Annotated in this window: 16 protein-coding genes; all 16 read left to right on the top strand. The window is 40.1% G+C overall.

Going from position 1 to position 18543, the window contains the following annotated elements:
* Positions 1-11: 11 nt before the first annotated feature.
* The 16 genes from NSQ84_RS10265 (at position 12) to NSQ84_RS10190 (ending at position 18516) form a co-directional block, all read left to right on the top strand.
* Positions 12-2072, top strand: coding sequence for a chemotaxis protein CheA (locus tag NSQ84_RS10265; RefSeq protein ID WP_130156284.1), 2061 nt, complete (start codon positions 12-14; stop codon positions 2070-2072).
* Between the two features lie 25 nt (positions 2073-2097).
* Positions 2098-2571: a chemotaxis protein CheW gene (locus NSQ84_RS10260; protein ID WP_063386685.1), complete on the top strand. Its 474-nt coding sequence runs from the start codon at positions 2098-2100 to the stop codon at positions 2569-2571.
* The gene (locus NSQ84_RS10255; RefSeq protein WP_066246481.1) at positions 2555-3181 is read left to right on the top strand and encodes a chemotaxis protein CheC; all 627 of its coding nucleotides are present in this window, start codon (positions 2555-2557) and stop codon (positions 3179-3181) included. Before NSQ84_RS10260 ends, NSQ84_RS10255 begins: the two co-directional genes overlap by 17 nt.
* A gap of 4 nt (positions 3182-3185) precedes the next feature.
* Positions 3186-3683 (top strand): chemotaxis protein CheD, encoded by a 498-nt coding sequence (locus tag NSQ84_RS10250; protein ID WP_063386687.1) that lies wholly within the window; start codon positions 3186-3188, stop codon positions 3681-3683.
* A 35-nt stretch (positions 3684-3718) separates the two neighbouring features.
* Positions 3719-4489 carry a FliA/WhiG family RNA polymerase sigma factor gene (locus NSQ84_RS10245; RefSeq protein ID WP_063386688.1) on the top strand — a complete coding sequence of 257 codons (771 nt, stop codon included), beginning with the start codon at positions 3719-3721 and terminating at the stop codon, positions 4487-4489.
* A 28-nt stretch (positions 4490-4517) separates the two neighbouring features.
* Positions 4518-4997 carry a hypothetical protein gene (locus tag NSQ84_RS10240; protein ID WP_327873764.1) on the top strand — a complete coding sequence of 160 codons (480 nt, stop codon included), beginning with the start codon at positions 4518-4520 and terminating at the stop codon, positions 4995-4997.
* A gap of 149 nt (positions 4998-5146) precedes the next feature.
* Positions 5147-5848, top strand: coding sequence for a 30S ribosomal protein S2 (rpsB, locus tag NSQ84_RS10235; RefSeq protein WP_063386690.1), 702 nt, complete (start codon positions 5147-5149; stop codon positions 5846-5848).
* A gap of 76 nt (positions 5849-5924) precedes the next feature.
* Positions 5925-6806, top strand: coding sequence for a translation elongation factor Ts (tsf, locus tag NSQ84_RS10230; protein ID WP_063386691.1), 882 nt, complete (start codon positions 5925-5927; stop codon positions 6804-6806).
* Positions 6807-6915: 109 nt separating this feature from the next.
* Positions 6916-7638, top strand: coding sequence for a UMP kinase (gene pyrH / locus NSQ84_RS10225; RefSeq protein ID WP_063386692.1), 723 nt, complete (start codon positions 6916-6918; stop codon positions 7636-7638).
* Positions 7639-7640: 2 nt separating this feature from the next.
* Positions 7641-8198: a ribosome recycling factor gene (gene frr / locus NSQ84_RS10220; protein WP_063386693.1), complete on the top strand. Its 558-nt coding sequence runs from the start codon at positions 7641-7643 to the stop codon at positions 8196-8198.
* 118 nt (positions 8199-8316) lie between these two features.
* Positions 8317-9090, top strand: coding sequence for an isoprenyl transferase (locus NSQ84_RS10215; RefSeq protein WP_066246477.1), 774 nt, complete (start codon positions 8317-8319; stop codon positions 9088-9090).
* Between the two features lie 14 nt (positions 9091-9104).
* Entirely contained in the window at positions 9105-9917 is an 813-nt protein-coding gene (locus tag NSQ84_RS10210) for a phosphatidate cytidylyltransferase (RefSeq protein WP_063386695.1), read from the top strand.
* Positions 9914-11062 carry a 1-deoxy-D-xylulose-5-phosphate reductoisomerase gene (gene dxr, locus NSQ84_RS10205; RefSeq protein ID WP_063386696.1) on the top strand — a complete coding sequence of 383 codons (1149 nt, stop codon included), beginning with the start codon at positions 9914-9916 and terminating at the stop codon, positions 11060-11062. The genes NSQ84_RS10210 and dxr overlap by 4 nt, the downstream gene beginning before the upstream one ends.
* A 14-nt stretch (positions 11063-11076) precedes the next feature.
* Positions 11077-12336, top strand: a complete 1260-nt coding sequence (gene rseP / locus NSQ84_RS10200) for an RIP metalloprotease RseP (protein WP_063386697.1) — start codon at positions 11077-11079, stop codon at positions 12334-12336.
* Between the two features lie 35 nt (positions 12337-12371).
* Positions 12372-14072: a proline--tRNA ligase gene (locus NSQ84_RS10195; protein WP_339211890.1), complete on the top strand. Its 1701-nt coding sequence runs from the start codon at positions 12372-12374 to the stop codon at positions 14070-14072.
* Between the two features lie 118 nt (positions 14073-14190).
* Positions 14191-18516 carry a PolC-type DNA polymerase III gene (locus tag NSQ84_RS10190; protein ID WP_327873767.1) on the top strand — a complete coding sequence of 1442 codons (4326 nt, stop codon included), beginning with the start codon at positions 14191-14193 and terminating at the stop codon, positions 18514-18516.
* Positions 18517-18543 lie beyond the last annotated feature (27 nt).

Genomic DNA, 18543 nt, shown 5'->3' with positions numbered 1-18543 from the left:
AGTGTGCTGCCATGGAAATGAATCAATATTTGGACATTTTTATTGAAGAAAGTAAAGAACATTTGCAGTCGTGCAACGAAAAGCTTTTGGAGCTTGAACAAAATCCGGATGATTTAGGAATTGTGAACGAAATTTTTCGCTCCGCCCATACATTAAAAGGAATGGGCGCAACGATGGGGTTTGAAGATTTAGCCGATTTAACACATAAAATAGAAAATGTGTTTGACGCCATTCGCAATCAAAAATTAGAAGTAACGCCTGAAATTATGGATGTCCTTTTTGAAGCATTGGAGAATTTGGAGGAAATTGTTTTATCGATTGCGGATGGAGGAGACGGCAAAAAAGATGTTTCGGCCATTGTGAAAAAACTGCAAGCGATTGAAAGCGGAGAACAAATTGAAGATGAGACAGATGAAAATGAAACATCAAGAGAACAAGTGCAGGATGTGAAAAAACTGAAGTTTGATGAATATGACAGGACGGTCATTCTTCAATCAATTGAACAAGGATTTCAAGTATACGAAATCAACATTCGGCTTCGAGAAGACTGCATCTTAAAAGCAGCGAGAGCATTTATGGTTTTTGAATTGCTTGAGAAGCACGGGGAAGTGGTCAAATCATCGCCTTCTGTTGATTTACTCGAAGAAGAAAAGTTTGACAACAATTTTTCGGTTGCCTACATTACGAAGGAAGATAAGGACTTTATCCGGAACAGCCTATTGAAAATTTCAGAGGTTGAAGAAGTACTAGTTGAAAAAGTGAATGTAGAAAAGCCAAGTACTGAAAGAGTACAGCAGTCTGTTTCCAGCATACAATCTAATGCCAGCCAACAAACTGCTGCTAGCAAACAAACTACTGTTTCCAGCAAGCAAAGCCGTCAGCAGAAGGACAGCTCGAAAGACACTAGCCAAAAACAGAAGAAAAACCAGCAAAAGACGATCCGCGTCAACATTGAGCGCCTCGATATTTTAATGAACTTGTTTGAAGAATTAGTCATCGACAAAGGGCGTTTAGAGCAAATATCAAAAGAATTAAATCACTCGGAGCTGAAAGAAACGGTTGAGAAAATGTCCAGAGTTTCAGCTGATTTGCAAAACATTATTTTAAATATGCGCATGATTCCAATCGAAACCGTTTTTAACCGCTTCCCGAGAATGGTGAGAAATCTCGCCCGCGATTTAAATAAAAAAATCAATTTAGTTGTCACTGGCGCTGAAACCGAATTGGATCGGACCGTCATTGATGAAATTGGCGATCCGCTTGTGCATTTAATCCGAAATGCGATCGACCATGGGATTGAAACGCCTGAAACCCGCCTGAAATATGGCAAAAAAGAAGAAGGAACGCTGCGGCTCAGCGCATATCACAGCGGAAATCATGTCTTTATCGAAATCGAAGACGACGGTGCAGGAATCAATCAGAAAAAGGTATTGCAAAAAGCTATTGAGCGGGGAATCGTTACAAAAGAGGCAAGCGAAACATTAACGGAAAAACAAATTCATGAACTCATTTTCGCATCAGGCTTTTCAACGGCTGAAAAAATTTCAGATGTCTCTGGACGGGGTGTAGGGCTTGATGTAGTGAAAAATACAATCGAATCGCTCGGAGGAAGCATCACCATTGAGTCGGAAGAAGGAAAAGGATCTTTATTCTCGATCCAGCTCCCGCTGACATTAACGATTATTTCCGCCATGCTCATTGAAGTTGGAAATGAAAAATACGGTATTCCGATTTCGTCTATCATTGAATCCCTTGTTATTAAAAAAGAAGATATTTTACAGACACATCAAAACAAGGTGATTGATTATCGCGGAAAAATTGTACCTCTAGTGTTTTTAAAAGAAATTTTTGAAGTGGACGCCGAGGATGACCAAGATTATGTTTCAATCGTCGTTGTCAAAAAAGGAGATAAAATGGCTGGTTTAGTTGTCGATTCCTTCATCGGTCAGCAAGAGATTGTTTTGAAATCGTTAGGACAATATTTGACAAATGTATTCGCCATCTCAGGTGCCACAATTTTAGGAGACGGTCAAGTTGCATTGATCGTTGATTGTAATGCATTAATCCAGTAATGCTTGATGGAAGGGGAAGATGAGAATGGCAAATAGTGTATTTAATGAACAGAAGGTCATAGTTTTTCAGCTGCAAGACAAAGAATACGGGGTTTTTGTACAAAATGTGAAATCGATTGAAAAAGTTGACCATATCACCCGCGTTCCGAAAACAGCTGACTATATAAAAGGAGTCATCAATTTGCGCGGTGTTGTCACTCCGATCATAGATTTAAGAAAAAGATTGAATATGCCGGAAAAAGAAATAACAGATCAGACGAGAGTGATTATAGCTGTTCAAAATGAAATGGAAGTTGGATTGATTGTTGATTCTGCCAATGATGTCGTCGATATATCTGAAGACAGTATTGAACCTGCTCCAAGCGTCATCGAACAAGTAGAAACCGAGTTTATAAAAGGAATTACAAAATTGGATAAACGGCTGATTATGCTCCTTGACCTTGAAAAAGTGCTGAGCAAAGAAAATCAGAGGGTAATAGAGCATGAGCAAGTTGTTTGATTTATCAAACAAAAGGATCGATATATTAAAGGAAATTGCCAATATCGGAGCGGGAAATGCCGCAACGAGTCTGTCCCAGCTTCTTAATAAAAAAATTGAAATGAAAGTTCCGAACGTTTATGTCGCCTCTTTTAACGATGTGATGGATTTAGCAGGCGGTGCGGAAACAGAGGTTACGGCTGTATACATCCGCATTCAAGAGGATATAACTGGATCGATGTTTTTCATTTTGCCGATCCCGCAGGCTAAAAAATATGCAAAAGCATTAATGAATGATTATGTTCTTCAGGATGCTTCAACTATGAAAGAAATGGAATGCTCTGTTTTGCAGGAGCTCGGCAACATCCTGATTGGATCCTATTTATCTGTTTTATCGAACATGACCAATTTGATGGTTAATCCGTCCGTTCCTGCCATCCAATGTGATATGTTCGGCGCGATTATCAGTCATGCTCTGATCGAGCTTTCGCTTGAAAGTGATGAAGCACTTGTCATCGATGCTGTTATAAAAGAAGAAGGGCATCAAGATTCCGAATTAATAAGAGGGCATATTTTCTTTCTGCCCGACTCACAGTCATATAAAAAAATTTTTGACATATTAGAGGTTTAGTGAAATGGGGCATTTTGAAAATGTTGTAAAAGTCGGTATTTCGGAAATGAATGTTGTGAAAGCTCCGTGGAAAATTCGAACAACTGGATTAGGATCTTGCGTCGGACTCGTCATCTATGATGATGTAAATAAATTGGCAGGACTTGCTCATATAATGCTGCCTGATTCTTCGCTTTCAAACAAGGAGCCTTTAAATTGTGCAAAATATGCGGATACGGCTGTAACAGAATTAATTCGTCTTTTAAAAAACTATGGAGGAAACATCATGTTTTTTAAAGCGAAAATAGCTGGAGGAGCTGAAATGTTTCCGCATCGGCCATCTTCCAAAATCATGCGAATAGGTCCGAGAAATGTTGAAGCGGTCAAACAGCATTTGTTGAGCAGTAATATCCCTATCGTTAGCGAAGATGTTGGCGGTAAAAATGGAAGAACCATTGAATTTGATACGAATTCATTCATTTTGACGATTCGCACCGTCAATCTTGGAGTGAAGCAAATATAGCCGGAGATTGACATTTTAGAAGGAGGAAAAAGGCAATGGTCCAATCGATGACACTGAATGATGAAAGGGTGTACTGGGACAAGTGGTTTCGTCACCGTGATCAAGATGCGGGCAACATGCTCGTCAAAAAATATATGCCGCTTGTCCGCTATCATGTCAGTCGTATTTCAGTGGGTCTTCCAAAAAATGTCGATAAAGATGATTTAATAAGTTTTGGATTGATGGGATTATATGATGCACTGGAAAAATTTGACCCTACACGAGATTTAAAATTCGATACGTATGCATCCTTCCGCATACGCGGAGCCATTCTTGACGGACTAAGGAAAGAAGATTGGCTTCCAAGAAGTTTTCGGGAAAAAGCAAAAAAAGTGGAAGCAGCCATTGAGCGATTGGAGCAAAAATATCATCGCAATGTGACGCCTAATGAAGTTGCAGAAGAGTTGGGTATGACACCCGAAGAAGTCGTTCATGTCGTCAATGAAAACTTTTTTGCCAATGTCTTGTCAATTGATGAACAATTGCATGACCAAGAAGAAGGGGAACAGATGAATATTGTCCTTAAGGATGATAAAACATTAACTCCGGAAGAGCATCTGTTAAAAGAGGAATTATTTGAGCATTTAACAAAATTGATCTCACAATTAAACGATAAGGAGCAGCTCGTATTAAGCTTGTTTTATAAAGAAGAGCTAACATTAACAGAGATAGGAAACGTGCTGAATTTGTCCACTTCGAGAATTTCGCAAATTCATTCGAAAGCATTATATAAATTAAAAGGAACGCTCGTTAAGCTTTTATCTTAAAAAGAATACAATTAAATGAGGTTGAAACATGGCGGTATTTCTTTTACTGAGCTTTGTTTTGCACATCGTTTCGTTTTACTTTATCATTCTCCTTTATACACGCTATCAAAATGTAAAAAAAATAGAAGAAAAGCAGGAACAATTATTAAAAGAAGCAGAAGATTCGCTCGCGATGTTTTTATTGGAATTAAAAGAAGAAAACAAACAATTTCTTGAACAGCTCGAGCAAAACAGCGCCAAGCCCGGTTCTTTTGATCTCGAAAAATTAGTTGCGCAGCTGGAAGACAAGGTGGAAGTGAGCACAATCCAGAAAGATGCGAGCGCGGATGTAGAGCCTATCGACAAGGATGCAGAGCTTATAGAAGAGCCTAAAGATAAAAGAAAAAATTTGCATAAACAAGTATTCCAATTATTAGAGAAAGGATATACTATAGACGAAATCGCACAAACATTACATGTCGGCAAAACAGAAATTGAACTCGTCATGAAATTTCAACAAAACGATTGAATTCTTTCTTGATTGCCAAACTTCCATATGTTATATTTGTTTTTGGTGCTAATACACACGTCTGTTGATTTAAGCATCGGTGCTGTTTTGTGCAGTCATGCTTAAAAATGAAGCGGGCGGAGGATGAAAAACCATTAGGAGGAATGAAAATGTCAGTTATTTCAATGAAACAATTATTAGAAGCTGGTGTTCATTTCGGTCATCAAACACGCCGTTGGAATCCGAAAATGAAACGCTATATTTTCACTGAACGGAACGGAATTTACATCATTGACCTTCAAAAAACAGTAAAAAAAGTTGAGGAAGCGTATCAATTTGCAAGAGAGTTAGCTGCAAATGGAGGCAACATTTTATTCGTTGGTACGAAGAAGCAGGCGCAGGAATCTGTTAAAGAAGAAGCAGAACGCGCAGGAATGTTTTACGTCAATCAGCGCTGGCTGGGAGGAACATTAACGAACTTTGCTACAATTCAAAAACGAATTGCTCGTTTAAAAGAAATTGAAAAAATGCAAGAAGACGGCACATTTGATGTATTGCCGAAAAAAGAAGTAGTTCGTTTGAAAAAAGAATTGGAACGCCTTGAGAAATTTTTAGGCGGCATTAAGGAAATGAAACAGCTGCCTGATGCTGTTTATATTATCGATCCTCGCAAAGAGCGCATCGCTGTATCGGAAGCTCGCAAATTAAATATTCCGATTATCGGCATCGTTGACACAAACTGCGATCCGGATGAGATCGATTATGTAATCCCTGCAAATGATGATGCAATCCGCGCCGTCAAATTGTTAACTTCCAAAATAGCAGATGCTGTTTTAGAAGGCAAACAAGGCGAAGAAACTACAACTGCCTAAATGACAAAAGGTGATAAGAGGGGATTTTAGCCTTTTATCACCTTTTTTAAGCATACGAATTGAAGGAGGAACTTTTATGGCAATTACTGCTCAAATGGTAAAAGAGCTTCGGGAAAAAACCGGTGCAGGCATGATGGACTGCAAAAAGGCATTGACTGAAACAAATGGTGATATGGACAAAGCAATAGATTATCTTCGTGAAAAAGGCATAGCGAAAGCTGCGAAAAAAGCTGACCGAATCGCTGCAGAAGGCTTGACATTAATCAAAACTGACGGCAATACAGCTGTTATTTTGGAAGTGAATTCCGAAACAGACTTCGTTGCAAAAAATGATTCTTTTAAACAATTAATTGAAGATTTGGCTAAACACTTGCTGGCAAGCAAACCAGCTGATTTAAAAGACGCATTGGCTTCCAAAATGGAAAACGGTTCAACAGTGGAGGAATACATCCATGCTGCTATTGCTAAAATTGGCGAAAACATTACATTACGCCGTTTTGAAGTTGTCGAGAAAAATGATCAAGATGTCTTCGGCGCTTACTTGCACATGGGCGGACGCATTGCAGTATTAACGGTGCTTGAGGGAACAAATGATGAATCTGCTGCAAAAGATGTAGCAATGCATATCGCAGCGGTTAATCCGCGTTATATTTCTCGTGAAGATGTTCCTCAGGCTGAAGTGGAGCACGAACGCGAAGTTCTTAAAAAACAAGCTCTTCAAGAAGGAAAACCTGCAAACATTGTAGAAAAAATGGTGGAAGGTCGTCTCGGCAAATTTTTTGAGGAAATTTGCCTTTTAGAGCAAAATTTTGTAAAAAATCCTGATCAAAAAGTACGCGATTTCGTCAAAGCACAAAACGCAAACGTAAAAGCGTTTGTTCGCTATGAAGTTGGAGAAGGAATTGAAAAGCGTCAAGAAAATTTTGCTGAAGAAGTTATGAATCAAATTAAGAAATAAAAGTCATGAAAATGTTAAGAAGGGAACACAAGCGAGTGTTCCCTCTTTTTGAAAACCCTTTGTTTCAACTTTTCTATATATAGCGTCAAGAAATAGCTTGGAGGTTAATATGAGTACGCCAAAATATCATCGTATCGTGCTGAAATTAAGTGGAGAGGCGCTTGCTGGAGCTCAAGGCTTTGGAATTAATCCTTCCGTCATACAGTCAATTGCCAGACAAGTAAAGGAAATTGCTGAAATGGGTGTAGAAGTCGCAGTAGTTGTTGGCGGCGGAAACATTTGGAGAGGCAAAATCGGCAGCGAGATGGGGATGGATCGGGCAACAGCAGACTATATGGGAATGCTGGCGACTGTTATGAATTCTTTAGCTTTACAAGATAGTTTGGAAGGACTCGGCATTCCTACCCGAGTGCAAACTTCAATTGAAATGCGACAAGTCGCAGAACCGTACATAAGAAGAAAAGCCATTCGCCATTTGGAGAAGAAAAGAGTAGTCATTTTCGCAGCAGGAACAGGAAATCCTTATTTCTCAACAGACACAACGGCTGCGTTAAGAGCCGCTGAAATCGAAGCAGATGTCATTTTAATGGCGAAAAATAATGTAGATGGTGTATATAGCGCAGATCCAAAAAAAGACGCCTCAGCGGTAAAATATGATGAGTTATCTTATTTAGATTTATTAAAAGACGGGTTGGCTGTCATGGATTCAACAGCTTCTTCATTATGCATGGACAATAATATTCCTTTAATTGTTTTCTCGATTATGGAAGAAGGCAACATTAAACGTGCTGTTTTAGGAGAAAATATTGGAACAATTGTAAGGGGGAAATAAACATGTCTAAACAAGTTCTTTCACAAGCGAAAGAAAAAATGGAAAAAGCTTTATCAGCTTTTAAGCGTGAATTAGCAGGTGTTCGTGCAGGCCGGGCAAACGCGTCTTTGCTTGATAAAATTCAAGTCGACTATTACGGAGTTCCAACTCCTGTAAATCAATTGGCATCGATTTCCACGCCAGAAGCACGTTTGCTTGTTGTTCAGCCTTATGACAAATCGACAATCGGTGAGGTTGAAAAAGCGATTTTAAAATCTGATCTTGGATTAACGCCGACATCGGACGGATCCGTCATCCGCATTGCCATTCCTCCATTGACGGAAGAGCGAAGAAAAGAACTGACAAAAGTAGTTCGTAAATATTCAGAGGATGCAAAAGTCGCTGTTCGAAACATTCGCAGAGATGCAAATGATGAATTAAAAAAATTAGAAAAAGCGGGCGACATTACAGAAGATGAACTGCGCGGTTTTCAAGATGATGTACAAAAACTGACGGACGAATACATTAAAAAAATTGATTCCGCAACAAAAGAAAAAGAAAAAGAAATCATGGAAGTTTAAATAAAATGAATGTACAATAGAGATGTGCTAAAAACCCTCTTTTCTCACAGGGGGTTTTTTTGTTCAAGAGGATTTGCTACATTTGTTAATGTCATATTATTCTCGGTGGAGGATTCTTATGTTTAATTTTCCTTATAAAAAAAAGAGCAGCAAAGGTTCCAAAAACTTGGTGGCGAAAGAAAGCATTTTAGTAAATGAAATACCGGAACACGTGGCCATCATCATGGACGGAAACGGAAGATGGGCGAAAAAAAGATCGCTGCCTAGGATGGCCGGCCATCGGGAAGGAATGAAAGTAGTTAAAAAAATTACGAAATTAGCGAGCGATATCGGCATCAAAGTTTTGACCTTATATGCGTTTTCAACAGAAAATTGGAAAAGGCCAAAAGATGAGGTTAATTATTTAATGCGCCTTCCGGTCGAATTTTTATCGACTTTTTTGCCGGAATTAATACAGGAAAACGTGCAAGTTCGGGTTATCGGCGATCAATCTATGCTCCCCGATTATACGGTAAATGCTGTGAAGAAAGCTGTGAATGAAACGAAGCAAAACACCGGGCTGATTTTAAATTTTGCGTTGAACTATGGCAGCAGAACAGAAATTGTTGAAGCAGTAAAAAAAATATTAAGAGACCGCGAAGATGGAAAACTACATATAGATGACATAGATGAACAATTGTTTTCCAACTATTTAATGACGAAAAAGCTCAAAGATCCTGACCTGTTAATTCGGACAAGCGGAGAAATTCGGCTAAGCAACTTTATGCTCTGGCAGCTGGCTTATACTGAATTTTGGTTTACGGATGTGCTCTGGCCGGATTTTAATGAACACCATTTTTTGGAGGCAATCCGCGAATATCAGCAGAGAATCCGCAGATTCGGCGGCGTATAGAAGGAGCTAAAAAAATGAAAACACGAATCATTACAGCAATTTGTGCTTTAGCCTTATTTGTACCAATTGTCATTATTGGCGGACTTCCGCTGACAATTGCTATTTATGTGCTCGCATCAGTTGGATTGTTTGAATTATTTAGAATGAAACGATTTCATTTATTTTCATTTCCAGTTTTGTTCAGCTTTATCCTTTTATGGATTTTAATTTTCCCAAACCGTTATATTGATTTGCTTCATCAAATACATATAAGTAAAACTGGCTTTCTTTTTTTTGGCGCGATCCTGTTATTGATCTATACAGTGTTTTCAAAAAATCAATTTTCTTTTGATGACGTTGGATTTGCGCTCATTGCGATCATATATGTGGGAGTCGGATTTTATTTTTTTATTGAAATGAGAGTGTTAGGTCTAGACAAGCTTTTGTTTGCTCTGCTAACGATTTGGGCGACTGATTCAGGCGCTTACTTTATCGGCCGAGCCTTCGGAAAGAAAAAACTATCAGCTGAAATCAGCCCTAATAAAACAGTCGAAGGATTTTTCGGAGGGATTTTCTCGGCAATTTTGGTTGGATTAATTTTCCACTATTTTGCAAATTTTTTACCGACATATGTTCAAACCGTTTTTGTGTCCGTCATTGTTTCTATTGTTGGACAAATGGGGGATTTAGTACAGTCCGCTTTTAAACGCCATTACGGCACAAAGGATTCCGGAACGATTTTTCCAGGCCACGGGGGAGTTCTTGACCGTTTTGACAGCTTGATTTTTATTATGCCGATTTTATATTTCTTCATCCAATTGATCAGTAGACAAGGGGTGACAATGTGAAAAAAATTATTTTGCTGGGTGCGACAGGATCTATTGGGCAGCAAACTCTCGATGTGATTCGAGCAAATCCGGATTCATTCAGGCTAGTTGCGATGTCATTTGGAGAAAATATCGAACTTGGATTGAAGGCTGTTCATGAATTTAAACCAGAGCTTGTTGCTGTCAAAAATCGTGAAATTTATGATCAAATTCGTTTGAACATCCCTTCTAACTGTCAGCTTACATACGGACATGACGGGCTGTGTGAAACGGCTGCTTATCATAAAGGCGAGATAGTAGTGAATGCGGTCATTGGGAGCGTCGGGCTTATTCCAACACTAAAAGCGATCGAAGCGAAAAAAACGGTCGCTTTAGCGAATAAGGAAACACTTGTTACAGCTGGACAAATTGTGACCGACTATGCTCGAAAACACAATGTGCAAATTCTTCCTGTGGACAGTGAACATTCCGCGATTTTCCAATGCTTGAACGGGGAAAAAAAGGAAAGCGTCGAACGGCTTATTTTAACGGCTTCAGGAGGAAGCTTTCGGGATAAATCGCGAAATGAATTAAAGCATGTTACAGTTAAGGAAGCGTTAAACCATCCGAACTGGTCAATGGGTGCAAAAATAACGATCGATTCTGCGACGATGATGAACAAAGGGCTTGAAGTCATTGAAGCACATTGGCTCTTTTCTGTTTCATACGACCAAATTGATGTGCTGCTGCATAAAGAAAGCGTCATTCACTCGATGGTCGAATTTCATGATGGCAGCATCATAGCGCAGCTTGGAACTCCTGATATGAAAATACCGATTCAATATGCGCTTACATATCCAAATAGAATTCCTTCTTATGAAAGCGAAAGATTGGATTTAACAAAATATGGACAGCTTCATTTTGAAAAAATTGATTTTGATCGATACCGTTGCTTAAAATTTGCTTTTGATTCGGGTAAAATAGGAGGTACAATGCCTGCTGTTTTAAACGCAGCGAACGAAGTGGCAGTCAATGCTTTTTTGGAAGATAAAATTCCGTTTTTAAAGATAGAAGAACTTGTGGAAAGGGCATTAGAAGAACATGCTCCGCTTTTCAATCCGACCTTGGAGGATATACAAGAAGCGGATGGAAGGACAAGACAGTTTGTTCAATCTTTAATTAATTAGAGGTGGTAAAATAAGTGAACACGGTGATCGCATTTGTCGTTATTTTTGGCGTATTGGTGTTTTTCCACGAATTAGGGCACTTAGTTATGGCGAAAAGGGCAGGCATTTTATGCCGTGAATTTGCAATCGGCTTCGGGCCGAAAATTTTGTCGTTTAAACGAAAAGAAACGGTCTATACGATCAGGCTTTTGCCTATCGGCGGCTTCGTGCGCATGGCGGGGGAAGACCCGGAGATGATTGAGGTCAAACCTGGCTATCAGGTTGGACTATTGTTTAATCAGAAAGGACAAGTTGAAAAAATTATTTTAAACAGAAAAGAAAAGTATCCTAATGCAAAAGTGATTGAAGTTGAACAAGCAGATTTGGAACATGGAATGTTTATCACAGGCTATGAAGATGGAGAAGACAGCGGTCTAAAAAGGTTTGAAGTAAGCGAAACATCCTTTTATGTAGTTGACGGTGAAGAAATTCAAATTGCACCTTATAACAGGCAATTTGCTTCAAAAACGCTCGTTCAAAGAACGCTCGCCATTGCTGCCGGACCTTTTATGAATTTTCTATTAGGGTTTTTAGTTTTGTTTTACCTCGGCTTAAGCCAAGGAGTGCCCGTGAATGAACCGGTTTTAGGAGAAATCGTCCCTGACAGCGCGGCTGAACAAGCAGGATTACGGGAAGGCGATGTTGTAAAAGAAATAGAAGGAACGCCGATGAATTCGTGGAAAGATGTCGTTGAAATGATCAGAGCAAATCCGGAGAATGAGCTTCTTTTTTCAATTGAACGTTCCGGAGAAGAATTGGAAATGACGGTAACGCCGGATTCTGTGAAATCCGAAAACAAAACGATCGGCCAAATAGGAGTTTATTCCCCGGTTGAAAAAACATTTTTCGGTTCTTTGAAATATGGCTTAGTTGAGACCTATACATGGTCGAAAGAAATAATATTTGCGGTTGGGAAGCTGATAACCGGACAATTTTCAATTGATATGCTCTCTGGACCTGTCGGCATATATGATATGACAGGAAAAGTTGCAGAAACAGGCTTGACAAGCCTATTAAGCTGGACGGCTCTCTTAAGCATTAACCTTGGCATTATGAACTTGCTTCCAATTCCAGCTCTAGATGGAGGACGCTTATTGTTTTTTGCCATTGAAGCGGTCCGGGGAAAACCGATTGATCGACAAAAAGAAGGGATCGTCCACTTTATCGGATTTGCACTTCTAATGCTGTTAATGCTCGTTGTGACATGGAATGACATCCAAAAGTTTTTCCTTTAAAAAATAATATAGAAATCAAATTCGAGGTGCTTTAAATGAAACAGAGTCAGTCATTTATACCCACAATGAGAGAAAATCCAGCAGATGCGGAAGTTAAAAGCCACCAGCTGCTGTTGCGTGCCGGATACATTCGGCAGACAGCTAGCGGTGTTTATTCGTATCTGCCTCTTGCTCATAGAGTGTTAACCAAAATTGAAAATATTATCAGAGAGGAAATGAACCGGATCGGAGCGGTGGAGCTGCTGATGCCGGCTTTGCAGCAAGCAGAACTTTGGCAGGAGTCTGGCCGCTGGTATTCATACGGATCAGAATTAATGAGATTGAAAGACCGTCATGAACGTGATTTTGCTTTAGGTCCGACTCATGAAGAAGTTATAACAAGTTTGGTAAAAGATGAGATCAAATCTTATAAACGTCTGCCGCTCACCCTTTATCAAATTCAAACGAAGTTCCGGGATGAAAAGCGTCCGCGGTTCGGTCTTTTGCGGGGACGAGAGTTCATTATGAAAGATGCTTACTCTTTTCATGCTACACAGGAAAGCTTAGATGAAGTGTACGAACAGGTTCGAGAAGCATACAGCCGCATCTTTACTCGATGTGGGTTGAACTTTCGCGCAGTCATCGCTGATTCGGGAGCAATGGGCGGTAAAGATACTCATGAATTTATGGTGCTTTCGGAAATCGGAGAAGATACGATCGCATATTCTGATTCGTCCGATTATGCAGCAAATATTGAAATGGCTCCGGTAGTTGCATCTTATGAAAAGGTTGACGAACCGCTCATGGAGCTTGAAAAAAAAGAAACGCCAAACAAAAAATCCATTGAAGAAGTGGCGCAGTTTTTCCAAGTTCCGAAGGAAAAATTAATAAAATCCGTTTTATTTAAAGTAGATGAAAAGTTCGTTCTTGTTCTTGTCCGCGGTGATCATGAGGTCAATGACGTGAAACTGAAAAACCTTTATCAGGCATCAGTTGTTGAACTTGCTTCAGCTGAAGAAACAGAGCAGGTAATGGGAGTTTCACCCGGATTTTTAGGACCGATCGGCGCATCCGACAAAGTGGAAATTGTCGCAGATTATGCAGTTCAAGCAGTCGTAAATGGAATATGCGGGGCAAATGAAAACGATTTGCACTATATCGGAGTAAACCCTGATCGGGATTTTACCGTTACCAAGTATGAAGATATAAGATTTATTCAGGAAGGGGACCCTTCCCCGGACGGAAAGGGACGGATCAAGTTCGCGAAAGGCATTGAAGTCGGCCACGTCTTTAAGCTTGGCACAAGATACAGTGAAGCGATGAAGGCAGAATTTTTAGATGAAAAGGGAAAAACAAACCCTATCATCATGGGATGCTATGGTATCGGTGTTTCACGCTTACTGTCTGCGGTGGTCGAGCAATTTCATGATGAAAATGGAATTATTTGGCCTGCTAAATTAGCTCCGTTTGAAGTCCACCTTATTCCGGTTAATATGAAAAACGAAGAACAAGTCAAGGTTGCAGAGCAAATTTATCACGATTTGCAGGCGAGAGGATACGAAGTCCTTTATGATGATCGTGCTGAACGGCCGGGTGTGAAATTTGCTGACAGTGATTTAATTGGCATTCCTGTCAGAATAACGGTCGGAAAAAGAGCTGGTGAAGGGATTGTAGAAGTGAAAGAAAGAAAAAGCGGAAATAGTATAGAAGTTTCTGTTGATCAGCTAAAAGAGCAGCTTGCCAAACTTCTCCGCTAATGAAGCTGGATGCCGCAGATGAAGCTGGCATAGGTGAAGAGTAGGGGGTCTTGCCTTTATGATAATTTGTCAAACGGGTCAAGCCCCCTATTAACTTTTTGGGAAAGAGGGGAAACCAATGGATGATAAAGACTTGCAGCAGCAAAAAGAACGGTTTCAGATTTTGCTGAAACAGCTTGAAATGACGGATGATCAAATCTACCCTTATTTCCAAAACGGAGCAATCTTAAAATTAACAGTTCATAAAAAATCTAAATTATGGGATTTCTCTTTTCGGCTTGAAAACATTCTTCCATTTCGTATCCTGCAATTGTTTGATAGAAGATTGAACAAAACATTTTCTCATTTAGCCAATGTTACGTTTCACATTACATCTGTGAAACAAGAATATGATGAACAGCTCGTTCAAGACTACTGGGAGTTTTGCCTCCAAGAAATGGAGGGGGTTTCTCCGCCGATATTATCACTGTTAAAAGAACAAATGCCGAAGCTGGAAAAGCAAAAATTAATGATTCGCACGAGAAATGAGACGGAAAATGAAACGATCAAGAAAAAATACGGCCCCATCATCCAGCAGGCGTACGAGAAGTACGGCTTTCCAAAGCTGACTATCGACACGGTGATCGATGCATCTAACGAAGAATGGGAAAAATTTTTGGAGCAGAAGCAAAAAGAAGACGAAGAGCGGATTTTACAAGCAATGATGGAAATGAAGCAAAATGGAAAGGAAAATCAAACTCAGGAGCCTAAAAAGCAGGAAGGTCCTCTTATTATCGGATACAAAATAAAAGATGACGAAGAAATTCGCACTCTTGATAACATTTTTGATGAAGAGCGGAGAGTCGTCATTCAAGGATATGTTTTTGAGGCGGAAACAAAGGAATTAAAAAGCGGAAGAACGTTATGCACGTTTAAAATTACCGATTATACTAATTCCATTTTAGTCAAAATGTTCGGCCGCGATAAAGAAGATAATGCATTGCTTGCATCGATCAAAAAAGGAATGTGGCTGAAAGTTCGCGGAAGCATTCAAAACGATACATTTGTTCGTGATCTTGTCATGATTGCCAATGACATTAATGAAATCAACCCGAAAAAACGGCTCGATACCGCACCTGAAGGAGAGAAAAGGGTGGAATTGCACCTTCATTCGCAGATGAGCCAAATGGATGCCGTCACATCGATCACAGATCTTGTTGAACAAGCTAAAATGTGGGGCCATGAAGCGATTGCATTGACAGATCACGCAGTTGTCCAATCTTTTCCAGAGGCATATGCTGCAAGCAAAAAGTTTGGCGTTAAAATGATTTACGGTCTTGAAGCAAATATTGTTGATGACGGTGTACCGATTGCTTATAACGAATCGCACAGACTTTTAAGCGAAGATACCTTTGTTGTGTTTGACGTTGAAACAACAGGGCTTTCGGCTGTATACGACACGATCATTGAACTTGCAGCGGTGAAAATAAAAAACGGGGAAATTATCGACCGATTTGAATCGTTTGCTAACCCTCACCATCCGCTTTCAGCAACAACGATAGAACTGACGGGAATTACCGATGATATGGTTCAAAATGCTCCCGACGTCGATGAAGTATTGTACAAATTTAAAGAATGGGCTGCCGACAGCATTTTAGTTGCCCACAATGCAAGCTTTGACATGGGCTTTATTAATGCAGGCTACAAAAAATATTTGCAGGTTAAAAAGGCGGACAACCCTGTCATTGATACTCTTGAACTTGCAAGATATTTATATCCTAATTTAAAAAACCACCGCCTGAATACATTGTGCAAAAAGTTTGATATAGAGCTTGTACAGCATCATAGAGCCATTTATGATGCGGAAGCAACCGGCTATTTGCTTGTAAAATTGCTGCAAGAGGTAAATGAACGAGGAATTCTTTATCATGATGAGCTGAATGAGCGGACTGGGGATTCAAAAGCGTATGAGCGGGCAAGACCGTTTCACGCGACGCTTCTTGTGCAAAATGAAACAGGGCTGAAAAATTTATTTAAGCTTGTATCTCTTTCCCATGTTCAATATTTTTATCGCGTTCCGCGCATTCCCCGTTCTGTATTGTTAAAGCATAGGGAAGGCATTTTAATTGGTTCAGGCTGCGACAAGGGAGAAATTTTCGAAGCAATGATGCAAAAAGGTCCAGAAGAAGTTGAAGAGATGGCTTCATTTTATGATTTTCTCGAAGTGCATCCGCCGGAAGTATATTACCCTCTAATTGAGACGGAGCAGGTTCGAAATGAACAAGCGATCAAAGAAATCATTGCAAACATAGTCAAACTAGGGGAAAAGCTGTCGATTCCGGTTGTGGCAACAGGCAATGTCCATTATTTAAACAAGGAAGATAAAATTTACCGGAAAATCTTAATTTCTTCGCAAGGGGGAGCGAATCCTTTAAACCGCCATACATTGCCTGATGTGCATTTCCGTACAACAAATGAAATGCTGGATGCTTTTCGTTTTTTAGGCGATGAAAAAGCGAAAGAAATTGTTGTGACAAACAGCCAGTACATCGCCTCTCTCATAGGTGATGTAAAACCGATTAAAGATGATCTGTATACACCGAAAATAGACGGTGCCGAAGAAGAAATTCGGGAAATGAGCTACAATCGTGCCAAAGAAATATACGGAGACCCATTGCCGGAAATCGTTCAAGCAAGGCTTGAAAAAGAGTTGAAAAGCATTATCGGCCACGGATTTGCCGTCATTTATTTGATATCTCACAAACTAGTAAAAAAATCTTTGGATGACGGGTACTTGGTCGGTTCAAGGGGATCAGTCGGCTCATCCTTTGTTGCCACGATGACGGAAATTACTGAGGTGAACCCTCTTCCGCCTCATTACGTTTGTCCAAAATGCAAGCATTCCGAATTTTTCAATGACGGCTCTGTAGGATCCGGATACGATCTTCCTGATAAAAATTGTCCGCAATGCGGAGCACCATATAAAAAGGACGGGCATGACATACCGTTTGAAACGTTTCTAGGATTTAAAGGAGACAAGGTGCCTGATATTGATTTGAATTTTTCAGGTGAATATCAGCCGAGAGCACACAATTATACGAAAGTGCTGTTTGGTGAAGATAAAGTGTACCGTGCAGGAACAATTGGCACCGTTGCCGAAAAGACAGCTTTCGGATTTGTCCGCGGCTACATGAACGATCATAATCTGCATTTCCGCAGTGCAGAAGTCGATCGGCTTGTGAAAGGATGTACGGGGGTCAAGCGGACGACAGGACAGCATCCCGGAGGAATCATCGTTGTTCCCGATTATATGGATATATATGATTTTACTCCAATTCAATATCCGGCAGATGATACAAGCGCTGATTGGAAAACGACACATTTTGATTTCCACTCCATTCACGACAATTTATTAAAGCTTGATATACTAGGGCACGATGATCCGACGGTCATCAGAATGCTTCAAGATTTAAGCGGAATCGATCCGAAGACCATTCCAACAGATGATCCGGAAGTAATGAAAATCTTTTCCTCAACCGAATCACTTGGCGTGACAGAGGAGCAGATTGGCTGTAAAACGGGCACTCTGGGGATTCCAGAGTTCGGCACGCGATTTGTCCGCCAAATGTTGGAGGAAACAAGACCGACGACATTTTCAGAGCTTGTCCAAATATCAGGATTGTCCCATGGGACAGATGTTTGGCTAGGAAACGCACAAGAGCTGATTCAAAGCGGCACATGTACATTAAGTGAGGTCATTGGCTGCCGCGACGATATTATGGTTTATTTAATCTATCAAGGATTGGAGCCGTCGTTAGCCTTTAAAATTATGGAGTCGGTTCGGAAAGGAAAAGGCTTGATTCCCGAATGGGAAGAAGAGATGAAAAAGAACGGCGTTCCAGACTGGTATATTGAATCTTGCAAAAAAATCAAATATATGTTTCCAAAAGCTCACGCGACAGCTTATGTATTAATGGCTGTGCGGATTGCATATTTTAAAGTGCATTTTCCTCTGCTATTCTATGCAACTTATTTTACAGTCAGAGCGGACGATTTTGACATCGAAACGATGATCAAAGGAAGCACCGCAATCAGAGCGAAAATTGAAGAGATCAGTGCAAAAGGGCTCGATGCTTCTCCAAAAGAGAAGAGCTTGCTGACCGTATTGGAGATGGCGCTTGAAATGACGGAGCGTGGATTTTCATTCCAAAAAGTAGATTTATACCGCTCTCAAGCGAAAGATTTCATTATTGACGGCGACAGTCTCATACCGCCGTTTAATTCGATACCAGGGCTTGGTACGAACGCGGCCATCAATATTGTCAAAGCGAGAGAAGAAGGAGAATTTTTATCCAAAGAGGATCTGCAGGAGCGGACAAAAATTTCAAAAACGATTATGGAATATCTTGAAAATCATGGCTGTTTGGCATCGCTGCCTGAGCAAAATCAGCTCTCCCTTTTCTGATTTGCGATTCAATTTGCAAACCTGAAA

This window comes from Aeribacillus sp. FSL K6-3256 (assembly GCF_037965805.1).
Taxonomy (GTDB): Bacteria; Bacillota; Bacilli; order Bacillales; family Aeribacillaceae; genus Aeribacillus; species Aeribacillus composti.
The sequence above is the reverse complement of the archived record's forward strand: the minus strand, read 5'-3'. Positions and strand labels throughout refer to the sequence as shown.

Bases quoted from the DNA above. Each gene is read 5' to 3' on its own strand.
- rpsB (WP_063386690.1), top strand. From the start codon at position 5,147: ATGTCAGTTATTTCAATGAAACAATTATTAGAAGCTGGTGTTCATTTC.
- NSQ84_RS10215 (WP_066246477.1), top strand. From the start codon at position 8,317: ATGTTTAATTTTCCTTATAAAAAAAAGAGCAGCAAAGGTTCCAAAAAC.
- NSQ84_RS10250 (WP_063386687.1), top strand. From the start codon at position 3,186: ATGGGGCATTTTGAAAATGTTGTAAAAGTCGGTATTTCGGAAATGAAT.
- NSQ84_RS10245 (WP_063386688.1), top strand. From the start codon at position 3,719: ATGGTCCAATCGATGACACTGAATGATGAAAGGGTGTACTGGGACAAG.
- NSQ84_RS10210 (WP_063386695.1), top strand. From the start codon at position 9,105: ATGAAAACACGAATCATTACAGCAATTTGTGCTTTAGCCTTATTTGTA.
- tsf (WP_063386691.1), top strand. From the start codon at position 5,925: ATGGCAATTACTGCTCAAATGGTAAAAGAGCTTCGGGAAAAAACCGGT.
- frr (WP_063386693.1), top strand. From the start codon at position 7,641: ATGTCTAAACAAGTTCTTTCACAAGCGAAAGAAAAAATGGAAAAAGCT.
- pyrH (WP_063386692.1), top strand. From the start codon at position 6,916: ATGAGTACGCCAAAATATCATCGTATCGTGCTGAAATTAAGTGGAGAG.
- NSQ84_RS10265 (WP_130156284.1), top strand. From the start codon at position 12: ATGGAAATGAATCAATATTTGGACATTTTTATTGAAGAAAGTAAAGAA.
- NSQ84_RS10240 (WP_327873764.1), top strand. From the start codon at position 4,518: ATGGCGGTATTTCTTTTACTGAGCTTTGTTTTGCACATCGTTTCGTTT.
- NSQ84_RS10195 (WP_339211890.1), top strand. From the start codon at position 12,372: ATGAAACAGAGTCAGTCATTTATACCCACAATGAGAGAAAATCCAGCA.
- NSQ84_RS10260 (WP_063386685.1), top strand. From the start codon at position 2,098: ATGGCAAATAGTGTATTTAATGAACAGAAGGTCATAGTTTTTCAGCTG.
- NSQ84_RS10190 (WP_327873767.1), top strand. From the start codon at position 14,191: ATGGATGATAAAGACTTGCAGCAGCAAAAAGAACGGTTTCAGATTTTG.
- NSQ84_RS10255 (WP_066246481.1), top strand. From the start codon at position 2,555: ATGAGCAAGTTGTTTGATTTATCAAACAAAAGGATCGATATATTAAAG.